Annotated in this window: 18 protein-coding genes; 9 read left to right on the forward strand and 9 right to left on the reverse strand. The window is 56.2% G+C overall.

Annotated elements, in window-relative coordinates:
- The first annotated feature begins 422 nt into the window (after positions 1-422).
- Together QQL24_RS19965 and QQL24_RS19970 are read left to right on the forward strand one after the other, a co-directional pair.
- A complete protein-coding gene (locus tag QQL24_RS19965) occupies positions 423-1,733 on the forward strand; it encodes an Nramp family divalent metal transporter (RefSeq protein ID WP_284314061.1) in 1,311 nt (436 codons plus the stop codon).
- 88 nt (positions 1,734-1,821) lie between these two features.
- Positions 1,822-2,271: a PCC domain-containing protein gene (locus QQL24_RS19970; RefSeq protein ID WP_284314077.1), complete on the forward strand. Its 450-nt coding sequence runs from the start codon at positions 1,822-1,824 to the stop codon at positions 2,269-2,271.
- A 119-nt stretch (positions 2,272-2,390) separates the two neighbouring features.
- Here QQL24_RS19970 and QQL24_RS19975 read toward each other — a convergent pair whose 3' ends face one another.
- From QQL24_RS19975 to QQL24_RS20005, 7 genes are all read right to left on the reverse strand, one after another.
- On the reverse strand, positions 2,391-2,657 hold the full coding sequence (locus QQL24_RS19975; protein ID WP_284314062.1) for a hypothetical protein: 267 nt from the start codon (positions 2,655-2,657) through the stop codon (positions 2,391-2,393).
- Positions 2,658-3,010: 353 nt separating this feature from the next.
- Positions 3,011-3,661, reverse strand: a complete 651-nt coding sequence (locus tag QQL24_RS19980) for a cysteine hydrolase family protein (protein WP_431310722.1) — start codon at positions 3,659-3,661, stop codon at positions 3,011-3,013.
- Positions 3,662-3,669: 8 nt separating this feature from the next.
- Positions 3,670-3,837: a hypothetical protein gene (locus tag QQL24_RS19985; protein WP_284314063.1), complete on the reverse strand. Its 168-nt coding sequence runs from the start codon at positions 3,835-3,837 to the stop codon at positions 3,670-3,672.
- 179 nt (positions 3,838-4,016) lie between these two features.
- On the reverse strand, positions 4,017-4,919 hold the full coding sequence (locus tag QQL24_RS19990) for a DUF6328 family protein (RefSeq protein WP_284314064.1): 903 nt from the start codon (positions 4,917-4,919) through the stop codon (positions 4,017-4,019).
- Positions 4,920-4,923: 4 nt separating this feature from the next.
- Complete coding sequence (locus tag QQL24_RS19995) at positions 4,924-5,490, reverse strand: phosphatase PAP2 family protein (RefSeq protein ID WP_284314065.1); 567 nt, start codon at positions 5,488-5,490, stop codon at positions 4,924-4,926.
- A gap of 449 nt (positions 5,491-5,939) precedes the next feature.
- The gene (locus tag QQL24_RS20000) at positions 5,940-6,200 is read right to left on the reverse strand and encodes a hypothetical protein (protein WP_284314066.1); all 261 of its coding nucleotides are present in this window, start codon (positions 6,198-6,200) and stop codon (positions 5,940-5,942) included.
- A 289-nt stretch (positions 6,201-6,489) separates the two neighbouring features.
- Entirely contained in the window at positions 6,490-6,810 is a 321-nt protein-coding gene (locus QQL24_RS20005; protein WP_284314067.1) for a hypothetical protein, read from the reverse strand.
- Between the two features lie 592 nt (positions 6,811-7,402).
- Between QQL24_RS20005 and QQL24_RS20010 the strand changes: the two genes are divergently transcribed.
- Both QQL24_RS20010 and QQL24_RS20015 read left to right on the forward strand, forming a co-directional pair.
- Positions 7,403-8,458 carry a YihY/virulence factor BrkB family protein gene (locus QQL24_RS20010; RefSeq protein ID WP_284314069.1) on the forward strand — a complete coding sequence of 352 codons (1,056 nt, stop codon included), beginning with the start codon at positions 7,403-7,405 and terminating at the stop codon, positions 8,456-8,458.
- A 580-nt stretch (positions 8,459-9,038) separates the two neighbouring features.
- The gene (locus QQL24_RS20015; RefSeq protein WP_284314070.1) at positions 9,039-9,284 is read left to right on the forward strand and encodes a hypothetical protein; all 246 of its coding nucleotides are present in this window, start codon (positions 9,039-9,041) and stop codon (positions 9,282-9,284) included.
- Between the two features lie 340 nt (positions 9,285-9,624).
- Here the strand turns inward: QQL24_RS20015 and QQL24_RS20020 are convergent, their stop codons facing one another.
- The gene (locus tag QQL24_RS20020) at positions 9,625-9,885 is read right to left on the reverse strand and encodes a hypothetical protein (RefSeq protein WP_284314071.1); all 261 of its coding nucleotides are present in this window, start codon (positions 9,883-9,885) and stop codon (positions 9,625-9,627) included.
- 230 nt (positions 9,886-10,115) lie between these two features.
- Here QQL24_RS20020 and QQL24_RS20025 point away from each other — a divergent pair, with 230 nt between their 5' ends.
- The 4 genes from QQL24_RS20025 to QQL24_RS20040 all read left to right on the forward strand — a co-directional run bounded on the left by QQL24_RS20025 (position 10,116) and on the right by QQL24_RS20040 (position 12,737).
- Positions 10,116-10,376, forward strand: a complete 261-nt coding sequence (locus QQL24_RS20025) for a hypothetical protein (RefSeq protein WP_284314072.1) — start codon at positions 10,116-10,118, stop codon at positions 10,374-10,376.
- Positions 10,377-10,779: 403 nt separating this feature from the next.
- Positions 10,780-10,923, forward strand: a complete 144-nt coding sequence (locus tag QQL24_RS20030) for a DUF3309 family protein (protein ID WP_284314073.1) — start codon at positions 10,780-10,782, stop codon at positions 10,921-10,923.
- Positions 10,924-11,207: 284 nt separating this feature from the next.
- Complete coding sequence (locus QQL24_RS20035; RefSeq protein WP_284314074.1) at positions 11,208-11,954, forward strand: DUF72 domain-containing protein; 747 nt, start codon at positions 11,208-11,210, stop codon at positions 11,952-11,954.
- A gap of 165 nt (positions 11,955-12,119) precedes the next feature.
- Positions 12,120-12,737: a transposase gene (locus QQL24_RS20040; protein WP_284314075.1), complete on the forward strand. Its 618-nt coding sequence runs from the start codon at positions 12,120-12,122 to the stop codon at positions 12,735-12,737.
- Positions 12,738-12,945: 208 nt separating this feature from the next.
- Here QQL24_RS20040 and QQL24_RS20045 read toward each other — a convergent pair whose 3' ends face one another.
- Positions 12,946-13,662, reverse strand: coding sequence for a YihY/virulence factor BrkB family protein (locus QQL24_RS20045; protein ID WP_284314079.1), 717 nt, complete (start codon positions 13,660-13,662; stop codon positions 12,946-12,948).
- A gap of 128 nt (positions 13,663-13,790) precedes the next feature.
- On the opposite strand from QQL24_RS20045, the gene QQL24_RS20050 reads away from it, so the two are divergent.
- On the forward strand, positions 13,791-14,127 hold a 337-nt coding region (locus QQL24_RS20050; RefSeq protein ID WP_284314076.1), incomplete at its 3' end, for a hypothetical protein.

Genomic DNA, 14,127 nt, shown 5'->3' on the forward strand with positions numbered 1-14,127 from the left:
CCTCTTAGGTGTTTCATCCTGCGGTGGCAAGGCACCTCGAAGATAGGCGCTGAGATCGACGGCGCCGATTTCGGGCACCTGAATTCCGGATCCTTCGATGATGCGGCTACCGAGCTTGCGAATTGTTTCGTTCGTTTGCATCAGCGCGGCTTCCCGGACCGTGCAGGTCGTCAAATCGGTAATTTCATAGCGGTACACCCAGGGCATTGTTTCCCCTCGGTTTATTGCCAGCACTTTGTCCCGGTGTTGGAGCGCCTGAAATGGCCTCCTCCCGATAGCCCGACTAACGCAGCGCCCCTGCCCCAGATCTACCCATGGTTTAAAGTAACCGAAGCCACTCCTATAAGGAACCTTAGGAGATAGCGGGCGTTTTCGAGCGTGGCTCGGACGGGTCAAGATAAAAATCGATAAGGACCAGCTAGATGCCTATTGGCAGAAAGTCACCGGAATTGTCGGCTCGGGATTCGGTCGTCGAACCTACCAAGCCGCGCCTCCTTGGCATTTTAGGTCCGGGACTGATCACCGGCGCCTCCGACGATGATCCGAGCGGCATCGCGACGTACTCCCAGGTTGGAGCGCAATTTGGCTATACCCCGACCTGGACGTTGCTTTTCTCTTATCCTCTGATGGTGGCGATTCAGATTATCAGCGGCCGGCTTGGACGCACGACTGGGCGCGGTGTTGCTGGCAACCTTAGAAAATATTATCCCATTTGGTTGGTCTATTCCGCCGTCCCGCTCCTGCTTGTTGCCAACACCATCAATATCGGTGCGGACATCGGAGCAATGGGCGATGCGACGAAGCTTGTCGTTGGCGGTCCGTCACTTTTGTATAGCGTTCTTTTTGGAGCTGTCTGCGCCATGACTCAAGTCTTTCTTCAGTATAAGCAGTATGTTCGTGTGCTAAAATGGCTCTGCTTGGCGCTACTTGCTTATGTCGCCGCGCTTTTTGTCGTCAAAATCGACTGGCATGCCCTCGGTGTCGGGTTCTTCATTCCACACTTCCAATTCTCGGCCGAATTTTTAACGGCCGTTGTCGCGATTTTTGGGACCACCATCAGTCCTTATCTGTTCTTTTGGCAGGCTTCACAGGAAGTCGAGGATATGAAGGAAAAGCCCGAGCGCGATCCACTCAAAGATCACCCCGAACAGGCGGAGGAAGCCAAGCAAAGGATCAGCCTCGACACTCTGGCTGGCATGGGCGTGTCTAACTTCATCGCGCTTTCGATCATGGTTACCGCCGCCGCAACTCTTCACGCTCACAATATCACTGACATCAAGAGCTCCGCGGATGCAGCGAAGGCATTGGAACCTGTCGCGGGCAAGTTCGCAGAGGTGTTGTTCGTTATTGGCATTGTCGGCACGGGCCTATTGGCGGTGCCCGTGTTAGCAGGTTCGGCTGCCTATGGGCTCGGCGAGACCTTCCGTTGGAAAACCGGCTTGGCGCGCAAACCCAAGGAGGCCAAGGCCTTCTATGCAACAATTGCCGTTGCCACCATGTTGGGCACTGCCATGAACTTCAGCGGGATCAACCCGATCGATGCGCTGTTCTGGAGCGCGGTCGTGAACGGCGTCGTGGCCGTTCCGATCATGTTCGTTATGATGTTCATGGCGGCCAATCCCAAGGTGATGGGGGAAGAAACCATAAGTCTGAGCCTCAAGATAATGGGGTGGCTTTCGACCGCAGCGATGACGCTGTGTGCAATCGGAATGGTGATCACCCTGATAATGTGAACCATTGCCTCAAAGCCTAAAAGAATTTGGCCGTTGCATGGGCACCTTAAGGGGCACTCACAAATGGAACGAGGCCGTTGCGGTTTAGATCAAATCTGGATCTGCGAAGACGATCTCGACGGCCGAAGAAGCCTTGGATAGCCTCCTGGGATGGCCCTACAAGTATACACGCCGGGTGCGACCGACGGTCAGCGCCTGTCTTGATGCTGTGGCGGATCAATGTCCTGTTGAAAAGGCGCAAAGCGCCTTCTATCGGAGAATCGATGTTGCGCAGCAGTGTGAGGTCCTCAGCGCAATCGGCGACATCGCTCTTGAGGACTACGGGCAGGCAAGCCTGCATCTTCATGTCGTGCTCGGCCTGTCCGATGGGTCGACAGGCGGCGGTCATTTTCTCGACGGCAAGGTGCGTCCCACGCTGGAGGTGATCGTGAGCGAAACACCCGCGCATCTGCGACGTCGAAAGAAGCCGGAACTCGGAATCGCACTAATCGATATTGCCGACCAAGATGGATCACAACTGTCGGCCATCCACAGATAAACCTGGCCAGCTGCTCAGATATTCACACTGTGCGTTGCCTCCGCAGCGTGGGGCAAAGACTGCGATCACGGAAGCTTAGGGTGCTCCCAATTAATTGTCGAGAACAGGACAAGACGAGTTCACGCGGCAATATCGTCTGGCAGTTCGGCTCCATAGTCTTTCAAGGCGCTCTTCACTCTCGAAATTTCTGCCGCTATGATTTCCCTGAGATGCGTAACCAGCAATGCAGTAACTTGAGAACGCACAATGCGCTCCGCGGGTCGGTTGGACTGAGTCATATAGATTAACTTGAACTCCGGATCCTGTTGTGCCTCTTTTAGAGTGAGCTCGAGTTCATCAAATTCCTCAAAAAGGCCTGAGATACGTAGATAATCTTCTCTCTTCATTGGAAGAATCTTTCGCTGACGGCCTGTTTTCGTATCGCTTCATGCTGCCCACAACGCTCACACGCGTTCCTCATTCGCCGTGTCTAACCAAGACAGTTTCGATAGCATTTCAAACGCGGTCTGTACGGCAAGGTTCCGGCTCGGCTGATCGAAGTGTTATAGTGTGATGCGGGGATGGGAGGCTCGGCGCAGATCAGGACTTCCGCCGGCTTGGCTCACTCAGACTATCCCCTTTTTGGTGCTCCGTTGCTATGTTCAGCATGCCGCTTAGGACGGTAGTTGAGCGACCAGCAAAATCTAGGGAGCAACCGGGGCGGTGGGCAGTCCTCAGCCCTTTTGTCATATCCTGCGGCTCACCGACTTGGCCCCCAGCGATCCAACAATTCATCGCTTTCCACCGTGTCGATCTGCTCGCTAAAGCGCTTGGCGTATAGCTCGAGCAAGGCCTCATGGCCTGGATCCGACGAGCTACAGATGCCATCGACGACGATAGTTACCCGATAACCATAGTCCACGGCTCCAAGCACCGTTGCGAGAATACAGACGTCTGTCTCCGCCCCTGTGATTGCCACGCTGTCTGCGTTGACGGAGCGAAGCCAGTTGTGAAGTTCGGGCAGCATGAACGCGGAATAGGTCGTCTTGTCCACGACCACCGCCGGCGGCACAAGCGCGGCTAAGGGTGACGGTAAATCCAGCTGTTCCGGATCGAGATGCTGGCGCGTCATCGGCTCCCAGCGTCGGTAGTATCGCTGCCACATGCCGGGCATGTCGGTGGGACACACAGGCGGGATGAAGCGCGTAAAAGCGGCCCGCTCTGCAGAATGTGCGGCGATACGGGCCACGGTCGGCAAGATCCGTTCTGTCCAGGGCGAACCCCAAGGCGAGCCGGGAAAGAATATTCGTTGCATGTCTACGCACAGATGCACCATCCGCGGGCTTGGGTCGCCCAAGTGCAGCGGCGGCTTAATCGGTTCGCCGGCGTACGGTTGTTCGCTTGGAGACATCCGGATCGTCAACGCGCAAGGCTGTGCAGGCGATCAACGCGCTTGGTCTTCTCGGAAGCAGCTTTGTACTCATCGTCAATGATTGCCTGGTTCTCTTCGGGCGTGCGGGCGGCATCGGCCCGCTTTACTTCATCTCGGAAGGGCTGCGGCGCCTTCGCTTTCGGCTTTTGTGTCATTCTAGCTCCTTATCGCTGATCGAATACAACGCGCCAGATTTCCATATGTTCGATTTCCACTGATTTCCTAGGGAGCGTCTCGCAAGTCGGGGAGTGCCGTTCGCTTTCTGTGCGTTCAAATGTTGGCTCACGCGCGTGAACATTTACCGGGGCTGCGAGTGCCCGTGATTAAAAAGGGCCTAGGCATGCTCCCGCTCAGTCTTTCGTCGCAACAACCAGGGCCAAACGATCCATAACGCTGCGAGAACGACCAATGCGATTAGGGCGAGCGAAACTGCGATCCGTGAATTCTCACTAATCTTCAAGGCCACGACATACGTATCAGCGGCGAGACCGAGCGCGAGGAAAATGCTGGCAGACAAGAGCAGGCGACTAGCGAGGCGATGAAAGCTCGGCTCGTTGTTGCCCGCGTAAACCAGACGGTGATAGGTCGCGGGCGTAATCAGCAAAACCGTTGAAATCGCGATCAAACCTAACGCAAAACCATGAATCGTTTTGACCTGACTCGGGAGCTGGACGAAGCCACTCGTGAGAACGATTGCTAATTGGAATCCAAGCATTGCTTGCGCTCCAGGCAAAATGACCCTCGCCTCGGTGAGCACATAGTCTATCTTCGCCTCGAGCGGCGTTTTGTCATCGGAGGTTGTCACAGGCTTCCCTCCCTTGTTTGCCAAGGCCGGTGCATACCAAAGAAGCGTCGTGAAGGCGCAGGACGCAATGCCTGTTATCCACGCGGAAGTTATCCCAACGGTGCGCGACGCCGCAATAGCGAGGTTCAGTGCAAGCGCGGTGGAAAAAGGAGCAAGCGTTAGCTCAGACATCTGAGCAACAAATCGATCCAGGCTCGCAGTGGCCCTGCCGTCGTAGACAATACGATGATGGGCGCTCGGTGCGATCAGTAAGCCTATGACCACGGTCATTATGACAAGGAGGAGCAATTCCAATGTCTTTTCGGTTTGTGAAAGTTGCCCGAAAGCATCCTGGAAGGGGGCTTGAAACTGAAACCCCAGCAGGACTTGCGCGCCCAGCATGAGCATTCTGGACTCATCGAGAGCCGTCTTTGTCCGATCCTTCTGAGCCATTCCTTTACCGTCGCGGCGGCTTCACAGTTTCTTCAGACTCAGTGCGGGTCAACCGTTCGAGAGCAGAGCCCATCGCGAGACCAACCAGAACGTCCGATAGCCAATGGGCAAGAACAACAACGCGGGTTAATGCGATGAGACCGGCTCCAATCCAGATGGGTACCTTGAATCGCGGCGCTTGGTGGGAAAGAGTGGAGGCAATGGCACCCATATACATCGCGTGGCCGGACGGGAAGGCATTGTAGGCTCCTCCCGAGTGAGGAATGCCCTGGCCCTCGAAGGGTGCTTCTGTTCGATCAGGACGTTGTTGGTTTACATAGCGCTTCAGGGCATGTGACACTGCGGCAACAGACAGCGTCGCAATCCAAAGATGCGCCACGCTCTTGCGTTCGGACGAAGTGCCGAAAGCGGCAAAAAGCGCGGCGGCGGCCAGGGTCGAAAAGATTAGGTGCTCATCACCGCCAAGTGTGAGAAGGCTGGAGATCTCTTCGAGCGCGGGCGACGTATGACCGGCGACAAAATCGGCGACAGCTCGGTCGGTATGAGTCGGTTTGAGGACGATCGGCGTCATGCCTTTCCTCCGTCGTTGGCCGCCGGGCGCGAGAGGGTGTTCAGTCCGGCCACATTACCTTTAGTAAGCAAATACGTTCTCGTGCTGCCCCAAACGTTGAGATTTTCTGCGATCCAGGCGCTACGACCTCATCCGGTGACATTCGGAGCATTGTTTCGCGGCCGAGAGGCATAAAGGACGTTAGAGGCATTTCATCGTGGATGCCCGCGTAAAGCACGGTGGCGATGTTACATGCCTAAGGCAAACTAGATGGCTGTCACGAAGATCTGCACCGGCACATAGCAGCGGAGCCCGTCCCGTCCCCTTCACAAAGAAAGCCCGGTCGCGCACGGGGAGAGCACGGCCGGGCTCGGTTGGTGAGGGGAGAAAACCAAGTCACCGAGGACTAAACGCCGGTGTGACTAGGAAGTTCCGGGGAGGCCTTATCGCTAGCCCCTAGTACGACGCGGTCAGAATTGGACCCAAACGCCGCCTCGCCAGTATCCGCGCCCCTCATGTTCTCGCCAGCGGTACTTTTCGTCCTGCTTCCATTGCCAGTCATCCGGATGCACCGTCAGCCTGAACCCAGGTTGATAATCGTACATGTCTTTCACATGCCAGCAGTCGCCATCTTCGTTGCATACGATGCGTGCAGACGCGCCGGTCGATGCGAGGGCGAGAACTCCCGATCCTAACAATGCCGCTAGGGCAACCTGTCTCATCCTGTTCATGTCAACCTCCAATTGCAGTTTGAGATCACCTTAAAACTCGGCAATCCAATTGGAGTTCCAATCTGATCCCATTCGGCTGGCCGGCAAAAAACCTACGTGTAGAGGGTGGTTCGGCGGTGATTAGGGGCGGCCTTTCGACCGGCCATCCTGAATGCAAAACAAGTGTATTGAGCAAATCTATCAAGCGGCGCGTGCTTTGCACGCGATAGTTCCTGCAAGAACCTGGAGGCCCTCCGCCGGGACCCCAACTGTCTTTTCCCTTAAGCCTCGCCAGATTTAGACAAAATGTTTACGCCCTTTGGCCTTTTCGCGCGGGGCCAGAACCATCCCCGGATAACTGGCTAAGCCGGGACGATAATGAGAGCCAAAGGTGGTCTTCAGATACGGCCTCCTCATCGGCTACGATGACCGGCCGAACCATTAATTTTGCCAGTTCGTCGCATAGCCTGGCGTCCCCGTAAAAGTATTCTCCGGACGAAACAGTGTAAGCAACGATGCCGCCATCCCGTGCACGGTAGAGCGTCTTGAGTGCAAGCGTCTCGTGCCACATAAAAAGTCCGAACGGACAGTCGGCCAAAGATACTTCCTCTGCGGCATAAAGAAGTGCCATGTTCTCACCCTCCATGCTAGAATTCGCACCGCTGACGGATCAAAATATCAGGGACGAAATGCAACGTTCTCAAGGCAGTGGAGTTCCGGGACGGTAAGGAGAAATTCGTCCAGGCCCGGCAGGGGCAGTTAAGCTCAAGGGGCCAGCCCCATTGGCGTCACCAGCGGTGCACAGGGCGCCTTCTCGACCAGAATTCTCAAGGAGCTCAGACGCTTCGTCCGCCGCCCACGCGAAAGCCAGCGTCCACAGGCCGAGAATGATTGCACCAGCAGTCGTTGCGGTGCGGCGGCGCAGCAGCCCCAAAAAATCAAGGGGGTCATCGCACAGTTCCTTGATCGTCTCCGTCTACAACGAACGTCCCCAGTTTCCGCGAGATCGACGAAGCGGCGGGGCATTGTCACGGAAACGTCCAAGCTGAGGTAGGGACGGGGATGATGTCAATTTCCTGCGCCCGCCGATGAAACCGCACCTTCGACCTTTCACCACGATAAGAATTCCGGGGCGCTGCCTCAGCGAGCAGCGCGGACCCGTCGCCTGTTGGAACCCGGATGCGAGTCTACTTGTTGACCAGCGAAAAACTTTCGAGCATTTCATGACTGAAACCATTAAAGACGGCGAGGATTGGCAGGCGCAGGCGCAGAAGATTGCTGCAGAGCCTACGCTGTCCGCCGATCTGGCTCGCGCACAGGAACGCGGCCGGGGACGCAATGCGAATTCGCCAGCCGACATCCCATCCCTAGGGTGGAAGGACATTGCTGTTCGCGTCATGCTTTCCATTCCCCAGAACAGGCTGCTGACACTCTCCGGAGGCGTGGCATTCTTTGTGATACTTTCAATCTTCCCGGGGATCGCGGCGACCGTATCACTTTACGGCATGTTTGCAGATGTTGGGACCATCATCGACCACTTGCGCTTTTTGAACGGCGTCCTCCCTGCAGACATTCTCGACCTGATACGCGGCCAGATCATCGGCGTTGCGGCCAAGAGCAACGGCACCTTGAGTGTGGCCGTGGCGTCGGCCCTGCTTATCAGCCTTTGGAGTGCCAATTCGGGCGTCACCGCCTTCTTCGACGCCTTGAACGTGGTGTACGGGGAAAAAGAAAAACGAAGCCTCTTGACCGTCTACGCTACAACCTTCGCCACAACCGTTGGAACGATAGCCTTCATCATCTTTGCTTTGTTCGGCATATTGGTTGTTCCCTTGATTGCCGCTGCCCTCGGTTTGAACACTACGACAGATTTCGCCCTTCAATACCTGCGCTGGCCGATCCTGTTGGTGACCGTAATGATCGCACTATCGATTACGTATCGCATCGGCCCCAGTCGACACGACGCAAAGTGGCGTTGGGTTACGCCTGGTAGCACAGCGGCTGCACTGGCTTGGGTCGCAACGTCCATGGCTTTCTCCTGGTATGTCGCTGAATTCAACAGCTACAACCGCCTGTATGGCTCGCTCGGTGCTATCGTCGCCTTCATGACTTGGTGCTGGATTTCGATCTTTGTGAGCCTTTTCGGCGCTGCCGTCGATGCGGAAACCGAGCATCAGACCGCCCGTGACTCCACCCTTGGTCCTCCCAAGCCACTGGGCGCCAGGGGAGCAACTATGGCGGACCACGTCGGCAAATCGATCGAGGAACTGGGATGGTAACCGCCGGTGCCAACCGCATTCGTAGAGGTGGTGACAGGGTTCGCCGGCAATCAGGTTCCCGACGATGCCTCCCCGGCCGCGGAGGCAAGGAACTCGCTGGCCTCAGCCTCGTGATTGAGCTGATCAATGCCTAGCCGTAAGGCAATCAGCTTTCGATGCTGCATGAGTCCTTGGCAAAGGTGAGAGCAAAACCTGAGCGCCGGTGAATGATGTTGATAGGCCCCTCTCGGCTCATCATTCAGGGCCACAACGATAGCTCATTGAGCTTCCCATGAGCTAGTGAGCGGCAAGCTCGGATTGTGGCAGTCCAGCTTACCCAGCCCAGTCAGATGGGCAAGACAGCGCACGAGCCGCTCGATTTGGGGTCGATGACCGTGGCAAACTCCCCGGCGATCCACGGAAACTGGCGGGAGTCGGCCACGACCATGCGAAGGAAGCCAAGATATTCAGGCTGCTTCGGTGTGGGCAATGGCCTGGTGGAGACCTGCGCTGACCTGACGACGGCGCACCCTCGGAACATCGGCCGCGGCGTCGAGGTTGGAGACGGTGGGTTATAAGCGCTTAAGGAAAGGAACGACTCATGTTTGGAAAAACCGTTACGACGGGACTAGCCGTGTTGCTCATCGCCGTTCCCGTGGCAGCTTTTTCGCAGACGACGAACGCCCCTTCCGGGACGCCGTCGGCGTCACCGGGCGACACCACAAAGAACACCGGCGACAATAGCGGCCAGGCCGGCGCCATGAAGGGCCACGGCATGAAGATGAAAACTGGCACCACCTGTAAGCCCACGGCGAAACATAAGTGCAAAACGAAGGGTACCATGTGAGCTTTCGGCCCCGCTGCGTCGGGACTGACCGTCAGGGGCGAGCGTGGCGCTCGAAGATCCACCACACGCCCAGGGCGTCGGGCGAGGGCTAGATGATGTGAGGCGACGGTGACGCTTATAACGGGGAGTCCAAAGGCGCTTCTCCTCCCCCATGGCGCACAGCAAGCCAAAAAGAAGGGATGCCGAAGCGCCCCGGAGGATTTAGGCAAAGACCGGGCAATGGCTCCCCGATCTCGGGCCTAAGCGGCGTTGCGCGCTTTGAACGCCTTCGTCAAGGGCGAGCCCACGAGTTCGTAGGTCGGGTTCTTGCGGCTGCCCACCGCGTTGACGACACCCAAGGTCACGAGCGCCTGCATCGTCGACGAGCCTGGATCGGCGCTGTCGTTTTGGCGACCGTGCGGGAGACCAGAGGCTTCTTCACCGCGGAGTCGAGGCTCCTGGCGTAGTCAAGGCTCGCCGCCTCCTTGGCAGTCTCGTGGGTGAATGCCACACCCGCCTTCTTGAAGGCGAGCACGCTGCTCATGCAGGCGATGTTGATCGCATTGGTGAGCTCGCCCTTCGCGCCACCCAGGAAGTTGAGGAAGTCCTGGAAATTGACCAAGGATGTCCCGGCGGGGCAGTTAAGATGGGAGCGGCTCGCAGGCGACCTCAGGACCCTTGACCCTCTATCCTCGCGTTCGCCACGAGGTAAGGTTGCATGACAGCATGCAACCAACAACAGGAAAGGAGAAAACTTCTAAGTCGATCGAACGCCGGTGCCCCCAAGAATTGGGTAGGAACCCTGCTCCTTCCACGATTGTTTTACAAGGACCGTAGCTATGGGAGGTAAGTATGGTCGACAATATCAAGCGCCCAAAAGAGCAAAAGGGGCAGCAACCGGAAGCCCTGCGTGAATTCGAGGCGGCGGCTCGCGCCGACGGCAAGAAGCCGGATGACCAGGGATTGGTCGCAAAGCCCGATACGGCTCGCCTGCGAGATAGTCCCAGCCGCAAAGACAAGGCCGCCGCAGATGTTCTAAAGGCTGGTGTTGCCCATGACCCCAAGGCCATGACTAAAGTTGTTCAAAAATCGAAGGATCCACGGACACCTTAAAGAACGATCATGGAACCCTCGAGTACGTCCAGGAATACCTTACCCGCCGCTATTCGCTGCCGCTACGAAAGCACCTGGGCCCGCGATAGGGCATTGCACGCCATTGGGAGACGTTACAGACCGGTTGAAACGGCCGGGCTAGACGCTGTTTATTGTATGGGTGTTCCCGAAAGCGGACTCTTTCGCGCGATGGGGGTATAGACCTGCGAGGTGCACAGATAATTATAAGTAGCCAATAATGCGGCCTACGTTGCTTTTGTGAACCATTTTACGGCCCCTTGGGGTGCTGGCTCTTCTTCGTCGGCATTAATGGGCTTTTTTGGCCCCTCGAAATAGGCGTCCGAATGCAGGAACCTTTTTCGTCGTAGGAACGTTCTGTTCGCGTTCTCGATGGAGGGTTGAAATGAATTGGCTTGTCCTCATTCTTATTCTGCTTCTGCTTTTCGGTGGCGGCGGCGGTTATTATTACGGTGGCCCCTACGTCGGCGGCGGTGTAGGTCTCGTACTACTCATTTTGCTTATATTGGCGCTTATGGGACGGATCTAGCAGCGAGTCAATAAGATAATTGGTTCGTCATAAGTAATTGTTGACCGGTGAGTTAGTCGCGTAGTTAATTGTACATACAAATTGATAGATTTTGGGGACTGGCTCATCGGAAGACTTGATGCTGACGGCGTGTGTGGTCACTAATACTTGTCTTGGTCTTATGGCATTGAAGTGTCCGATCAAAATAAACCCTTAGTGGGGACTTTATTTATGCTCCGTGCAGTTATAGCAACTCCACTTATGGCGTCACAGCTTGCGCGGAAACGTCTTATGGTTGAGCCGTCATGCCGCACATAGTTGTCGGAACGGCGGGATGGGGAATTCCACGTAGCTCTGTCGATCTATTCGGTACGGTTGGCTCGTCGCTCGAACGTTACGCCGCCGTATTCCAAGGAGTTGAGGTTAATTCCACCTTCTATCGAATCCATAAGGATGCGACGCTCGCGCACTGGTCCGCGGTGGTGCCGTCCGCCTTCCGCTTCGCCTTCAAGGCGCCAAAGGCAGTAACGCACACGGGACATCTTGCTTGCGACGATATCCGTCTCGAAGATTTTATGGAAAAGGTTGCGTTAGTTGGCGAACGCCTCGGACCCATTCTGGTGCAATTGCCCCCGAGCCTCGTTTTCGAGCTTGTAAGTGTCGAGCGCCTTCTTCAGCGCCTCCGCTCGAATATTAGCAGCAATATCGCCTTTGAACCTCGCCACCCGAGCTGGCTGGAGGCAGGGCCGCTATTTAAGGAGTATCGCGTCGCGCGGGTGGCCGCCGACCCGCCGCTTCTTGGCGATGAGTTTGAAGCACGCGTAACAGAACAATTCGGTTATTTGCGACTGCACGGCAAGCCGAAGGTCTATTATTCAAGCTACTCGGATGATTATATCTCGCAATTAGCTGATGTGCTCCTCGCCAGCAAGGCCGCGTTGATATGGTGTATCTTTGATAATACTGCGTCCGGTGCAGCCGTGCAAAACGCTCTCGCTCTCAAGGAGGCGCTAGGGAAACGCAGCGGGTCGTCTAGAACGATAAAAGACTGATGGTCGGTCTGATGTGCTCTGAGGGCTTTTGGCCCAGGTTCGGCGGCCCTACGCTTGGCTGGCCCGCCGCTTCTGCGTTCGAAGCGAATACAAGCGCGTGGAACTCGCCCCCAAGAGGAAACGTTACCAATCGCCAGTGGGAGGAACGGGGACGAGACGACATCAATGAACAAAAATCGCACTTCGAATTCGGAAAGATGGCACGACCAATACGAAGCTAGCAAGTCAGCCGCGCAAGCGATCATTGACAAAGAAGCCGAGGCGATGAGAGCGAGGACAAATCGCCTCCGCGAACAGCGCAAGGCGCAACCAATGGAGGCGTCAATTGCCAATGGCGGCGAGCCTACGGCGCAAACGCCCATCGAAGAGGTGCAAACTTCTGTTCAATCTGCAACCCCCGAGCCTTCAACATTCGAACGTCGCCGGAGGTGGACGGACGTTCAGAAGCTGAAGATATTGGCTGAAGTGGCGGCGGGCGGCGACACAATGTCCGAGGTTGCTCGTCGGCACAATGTTTCGCCGCAGCTGCTCCATCTCTGGCGGAAGAAGTTTACAACTAACCTCCGAACACCCAATCCCTTCGTCTTGCCAGTGGCAGAAAGCTCGGAGATCGTCCCCGAAGAGACGGAAGCCGATGTGCATATCGGGAGCCACCAGCTTGACGTTCCCGCTCAAATTGGTCGCATGAGTGTAACTTGCAGAGGCGGTCGCGTGCTCACCGTCGATGCTAACATCGCGACTGACGTGCTGAAAACGTTGATCCGCCTGGTAGAAGAAGCGTGACCGGAAACAGACAGAGCAGCGTTCGTTATCGTCAAAGGCTGTGTCGGCGTCTCGATTCCTCTCAGACTAGGTACTGCAAAGGGTAACTCGATGGACTGCGGAACCGTAACGTACGCCTAGTAAAATAGCGGTGTACTCGGAACAAGACAGGATCCGATTTGAAGGTATCGGCGTCAGGTTGCAGGGCGACCGGCGACGTGGCCATCTCTCAGGCCCGGCCGCCCATGATCTTTGGCGCACCGGCGGTTTTGTCGTTCAGCGTCTGACGCTCAATTTCGGCATTCAGCTCGGCGCCAACGAGGATGGAACAAGCGCAAAGCCACATCCAAATTAGGAGGCCGATTACAGCACCAAGCGAGCCGTAGGTTTTATTGTAATCCGCCAAGTTGCTAAGATACCACGTCAGCGCGAGTGAGATGGAGATGATCGCCAAGGCTGCAAAGCCAGCACCTGGGCTAATCCCGCGCCATTTCGCGTGCTGACTGCTGAGCCCGAACCTGTACAGCAAAGAAAGCCCGGCTACAAACAGAGTCAGCATTAAAGGCAATCTCAAAATACTCAGTCCCACCACGGCCGTGCGGGAATCCAGGGTCGCGTCGAAGATGGCAGGCAACGCCGCAGCCACTGCGATGAGCACAATGATACTGAGCAACGATGCAACGGTCACTCCAAGCGAAAGCAAATTAAGAGTGAGGAATGATCGCTTTTCCTCCACTTCATAGGCGACATTCAGACCATCAATAAGCCCTTTCGTCCCGGAGTTTACGCTCCAAAGCGCAAATAGAAGACCTAGAACGAATTTCACGCCCAGCTCTCCTTGGCTCTGGGCGACAACACGACGAATTTGATCTTCGACGATGGAGAAAGCATCGGGCGGTAGCAAAAATGACAGCTGGTGCAAGTGCTCCCCCCATGGTGTCGGCATGGGCAAATAGACCGTAAATGGAAACAATCGCGGCAATTCCAGGAAAAATAGCCAGCAACCCGTAGAAGGCGATCCCGCCTGCCACGATTACCAGGCGATCATCCTGTACCTCTGTGTAAGTGCGAAGAATGACATTGCGCCACCCCGCGCTGCTGAGGTCCGCCGGGCTCGCTGCAGATTTGCTGCGATCAACATCCGTTTCAGCCCCAACGGCTGGCTTTGGGGTGATTTGTGGCGACCCAATGGTGTCTTTCTTTGGAGTGATGAAGCCAGTCGCCAGCAAAAGCGCCCCGAGCAAAATGAAGCTGAAGGCGGTTCTAGCAAATCCAGGGTCGGCTTCACCTTTGCTCAGGGTCATGCATCGCCCTTCCTTTGTCGAAGCACCTCTCGCGTCGAATTTAAACGGAACGATCCGTCTCGGGCTGCATCAATCTCGCCATGGCTGCCATAAGGCCCAGTCCGATG

The sequence above is a fragment of the Labrys miyagiensis genome, assembly GCF_030160835.1.
GTDB classification, from domain to species: Bacteria; Pseudomonadota; Alphaproteobacteria; order Rhizobiales; family Labraceae; genus Labrys; species Labrys miyagiensis.

Excerpts from the sequence above, each read along its gene's own strand:
- QQL24_RS19965 (WP_284314061.1), top strand. The coding sequence starts at position 423 with ATGCCTATTGGCAGAAAGTCACCGGAATTGTCGGCTCGGGATTCGGTC.
- QQL24_RS19975 (WP_284314062.1), bottom strand. The coding sequence starts at position 2,657 with ATGAAGAGAGAAGATTATCTACGTATCTCAGGCCTTTTTGAGGAATTT.
- QQL24_RS19980 (WP_431310722.1), bottom strand. The coding sequence starts at position 3,661 with ATGTCTCCAAGCGAACAACCGTACGCCGGCGAACCGATTAAGCCGCCG.
- QQL24_RS19985 (WP_284314063.1), bottom strand. The coding sequence starts at position 3,837 with ATGACACAAAAGCCGAAAGCGAAGGCGCCGCAGCCCTTCCGAGATGAA.
- QQL24_RS19990 (WP_284314064.1), bottom strand. The coding sequence starts at position 4,919 with ATGGCTCAGAAGGATCGGACAAAGACGGCTCTCGATGAGTCCAGAATG.
- QQL24_RS19995 (WP_284314065.1), bottom strand. The coding sequence starts at position 5,490 with ATGACGCCGATCGTCCTCAAACCGACTCATACCGACCGAGCTGTCGCC.
- QQL24_RS20000 (WP_284314066.1), bottom strand. The coding sequence starts at position 6,200 with ATGAACAGGATGAGACAGGTTGCCCTAGCGGCATTGTTAGGATCGGGA.
- QQL24_RS20005 (WP_284314067.1), bottom strand. The coding sequence starts at position 6,810 with ATGGCACTTCTTTATGCCGCAGAGGAAGTATCTTTGGCCGACTGTCCG.
- QQL24_RS20010 (WP_284314069.1), top strand. The coding sequence starts at position 7,403 with ATGACTGAAACCATTAAAGACGGCGAGGATTGGCAGGCGCAGGCGCAG.
- QQL24_RS20015 (WP_284314070.1), top strand. The coding sequence starts at position 9,039 with ATGTTTGGAAAAACCGTTACGACGGGACTAGCCGTGTTGCTCATCGCC.
- QQL24_RS20025 (WP_284314072.1), top strand. The coding sequence starts at position 10,116 with ATGGTCGACAATATCAAGCGCCCAAAAGAGCAAAAGGGGCAGCAACCG.
- QQL24_RS20030 (WP_284314073.1), top strand. The coding sequence starts at position 10,780 with ATGAATTGGCTTGTCCTCATTCTTATTCTGCTTCTGCTTTTCGGTGGC.
- QQL24_RS20035 (WP_284314074.1), top strand. The coding sequence starts at position 11,208 with ATGCCGCACATAGTTGTCGGAACGGCGGGATGGGGAATTCCACGTAGC.
- QQL24_RS20040 (WP_284314075.1), top strand. The coding sequence starts at position 12,120 with ATGAACAAAAATCGCACTTCGAATTCGGAAAGATGGCACGACCAATAC.
- QQL24_RS20045 (WP_284314079.1), bottom strand. The coding sequence starts at position 13,662 with ATGCCGACACCATGGGGGGAGCACTTGCACCAGCTGTCATTTTTGCTA.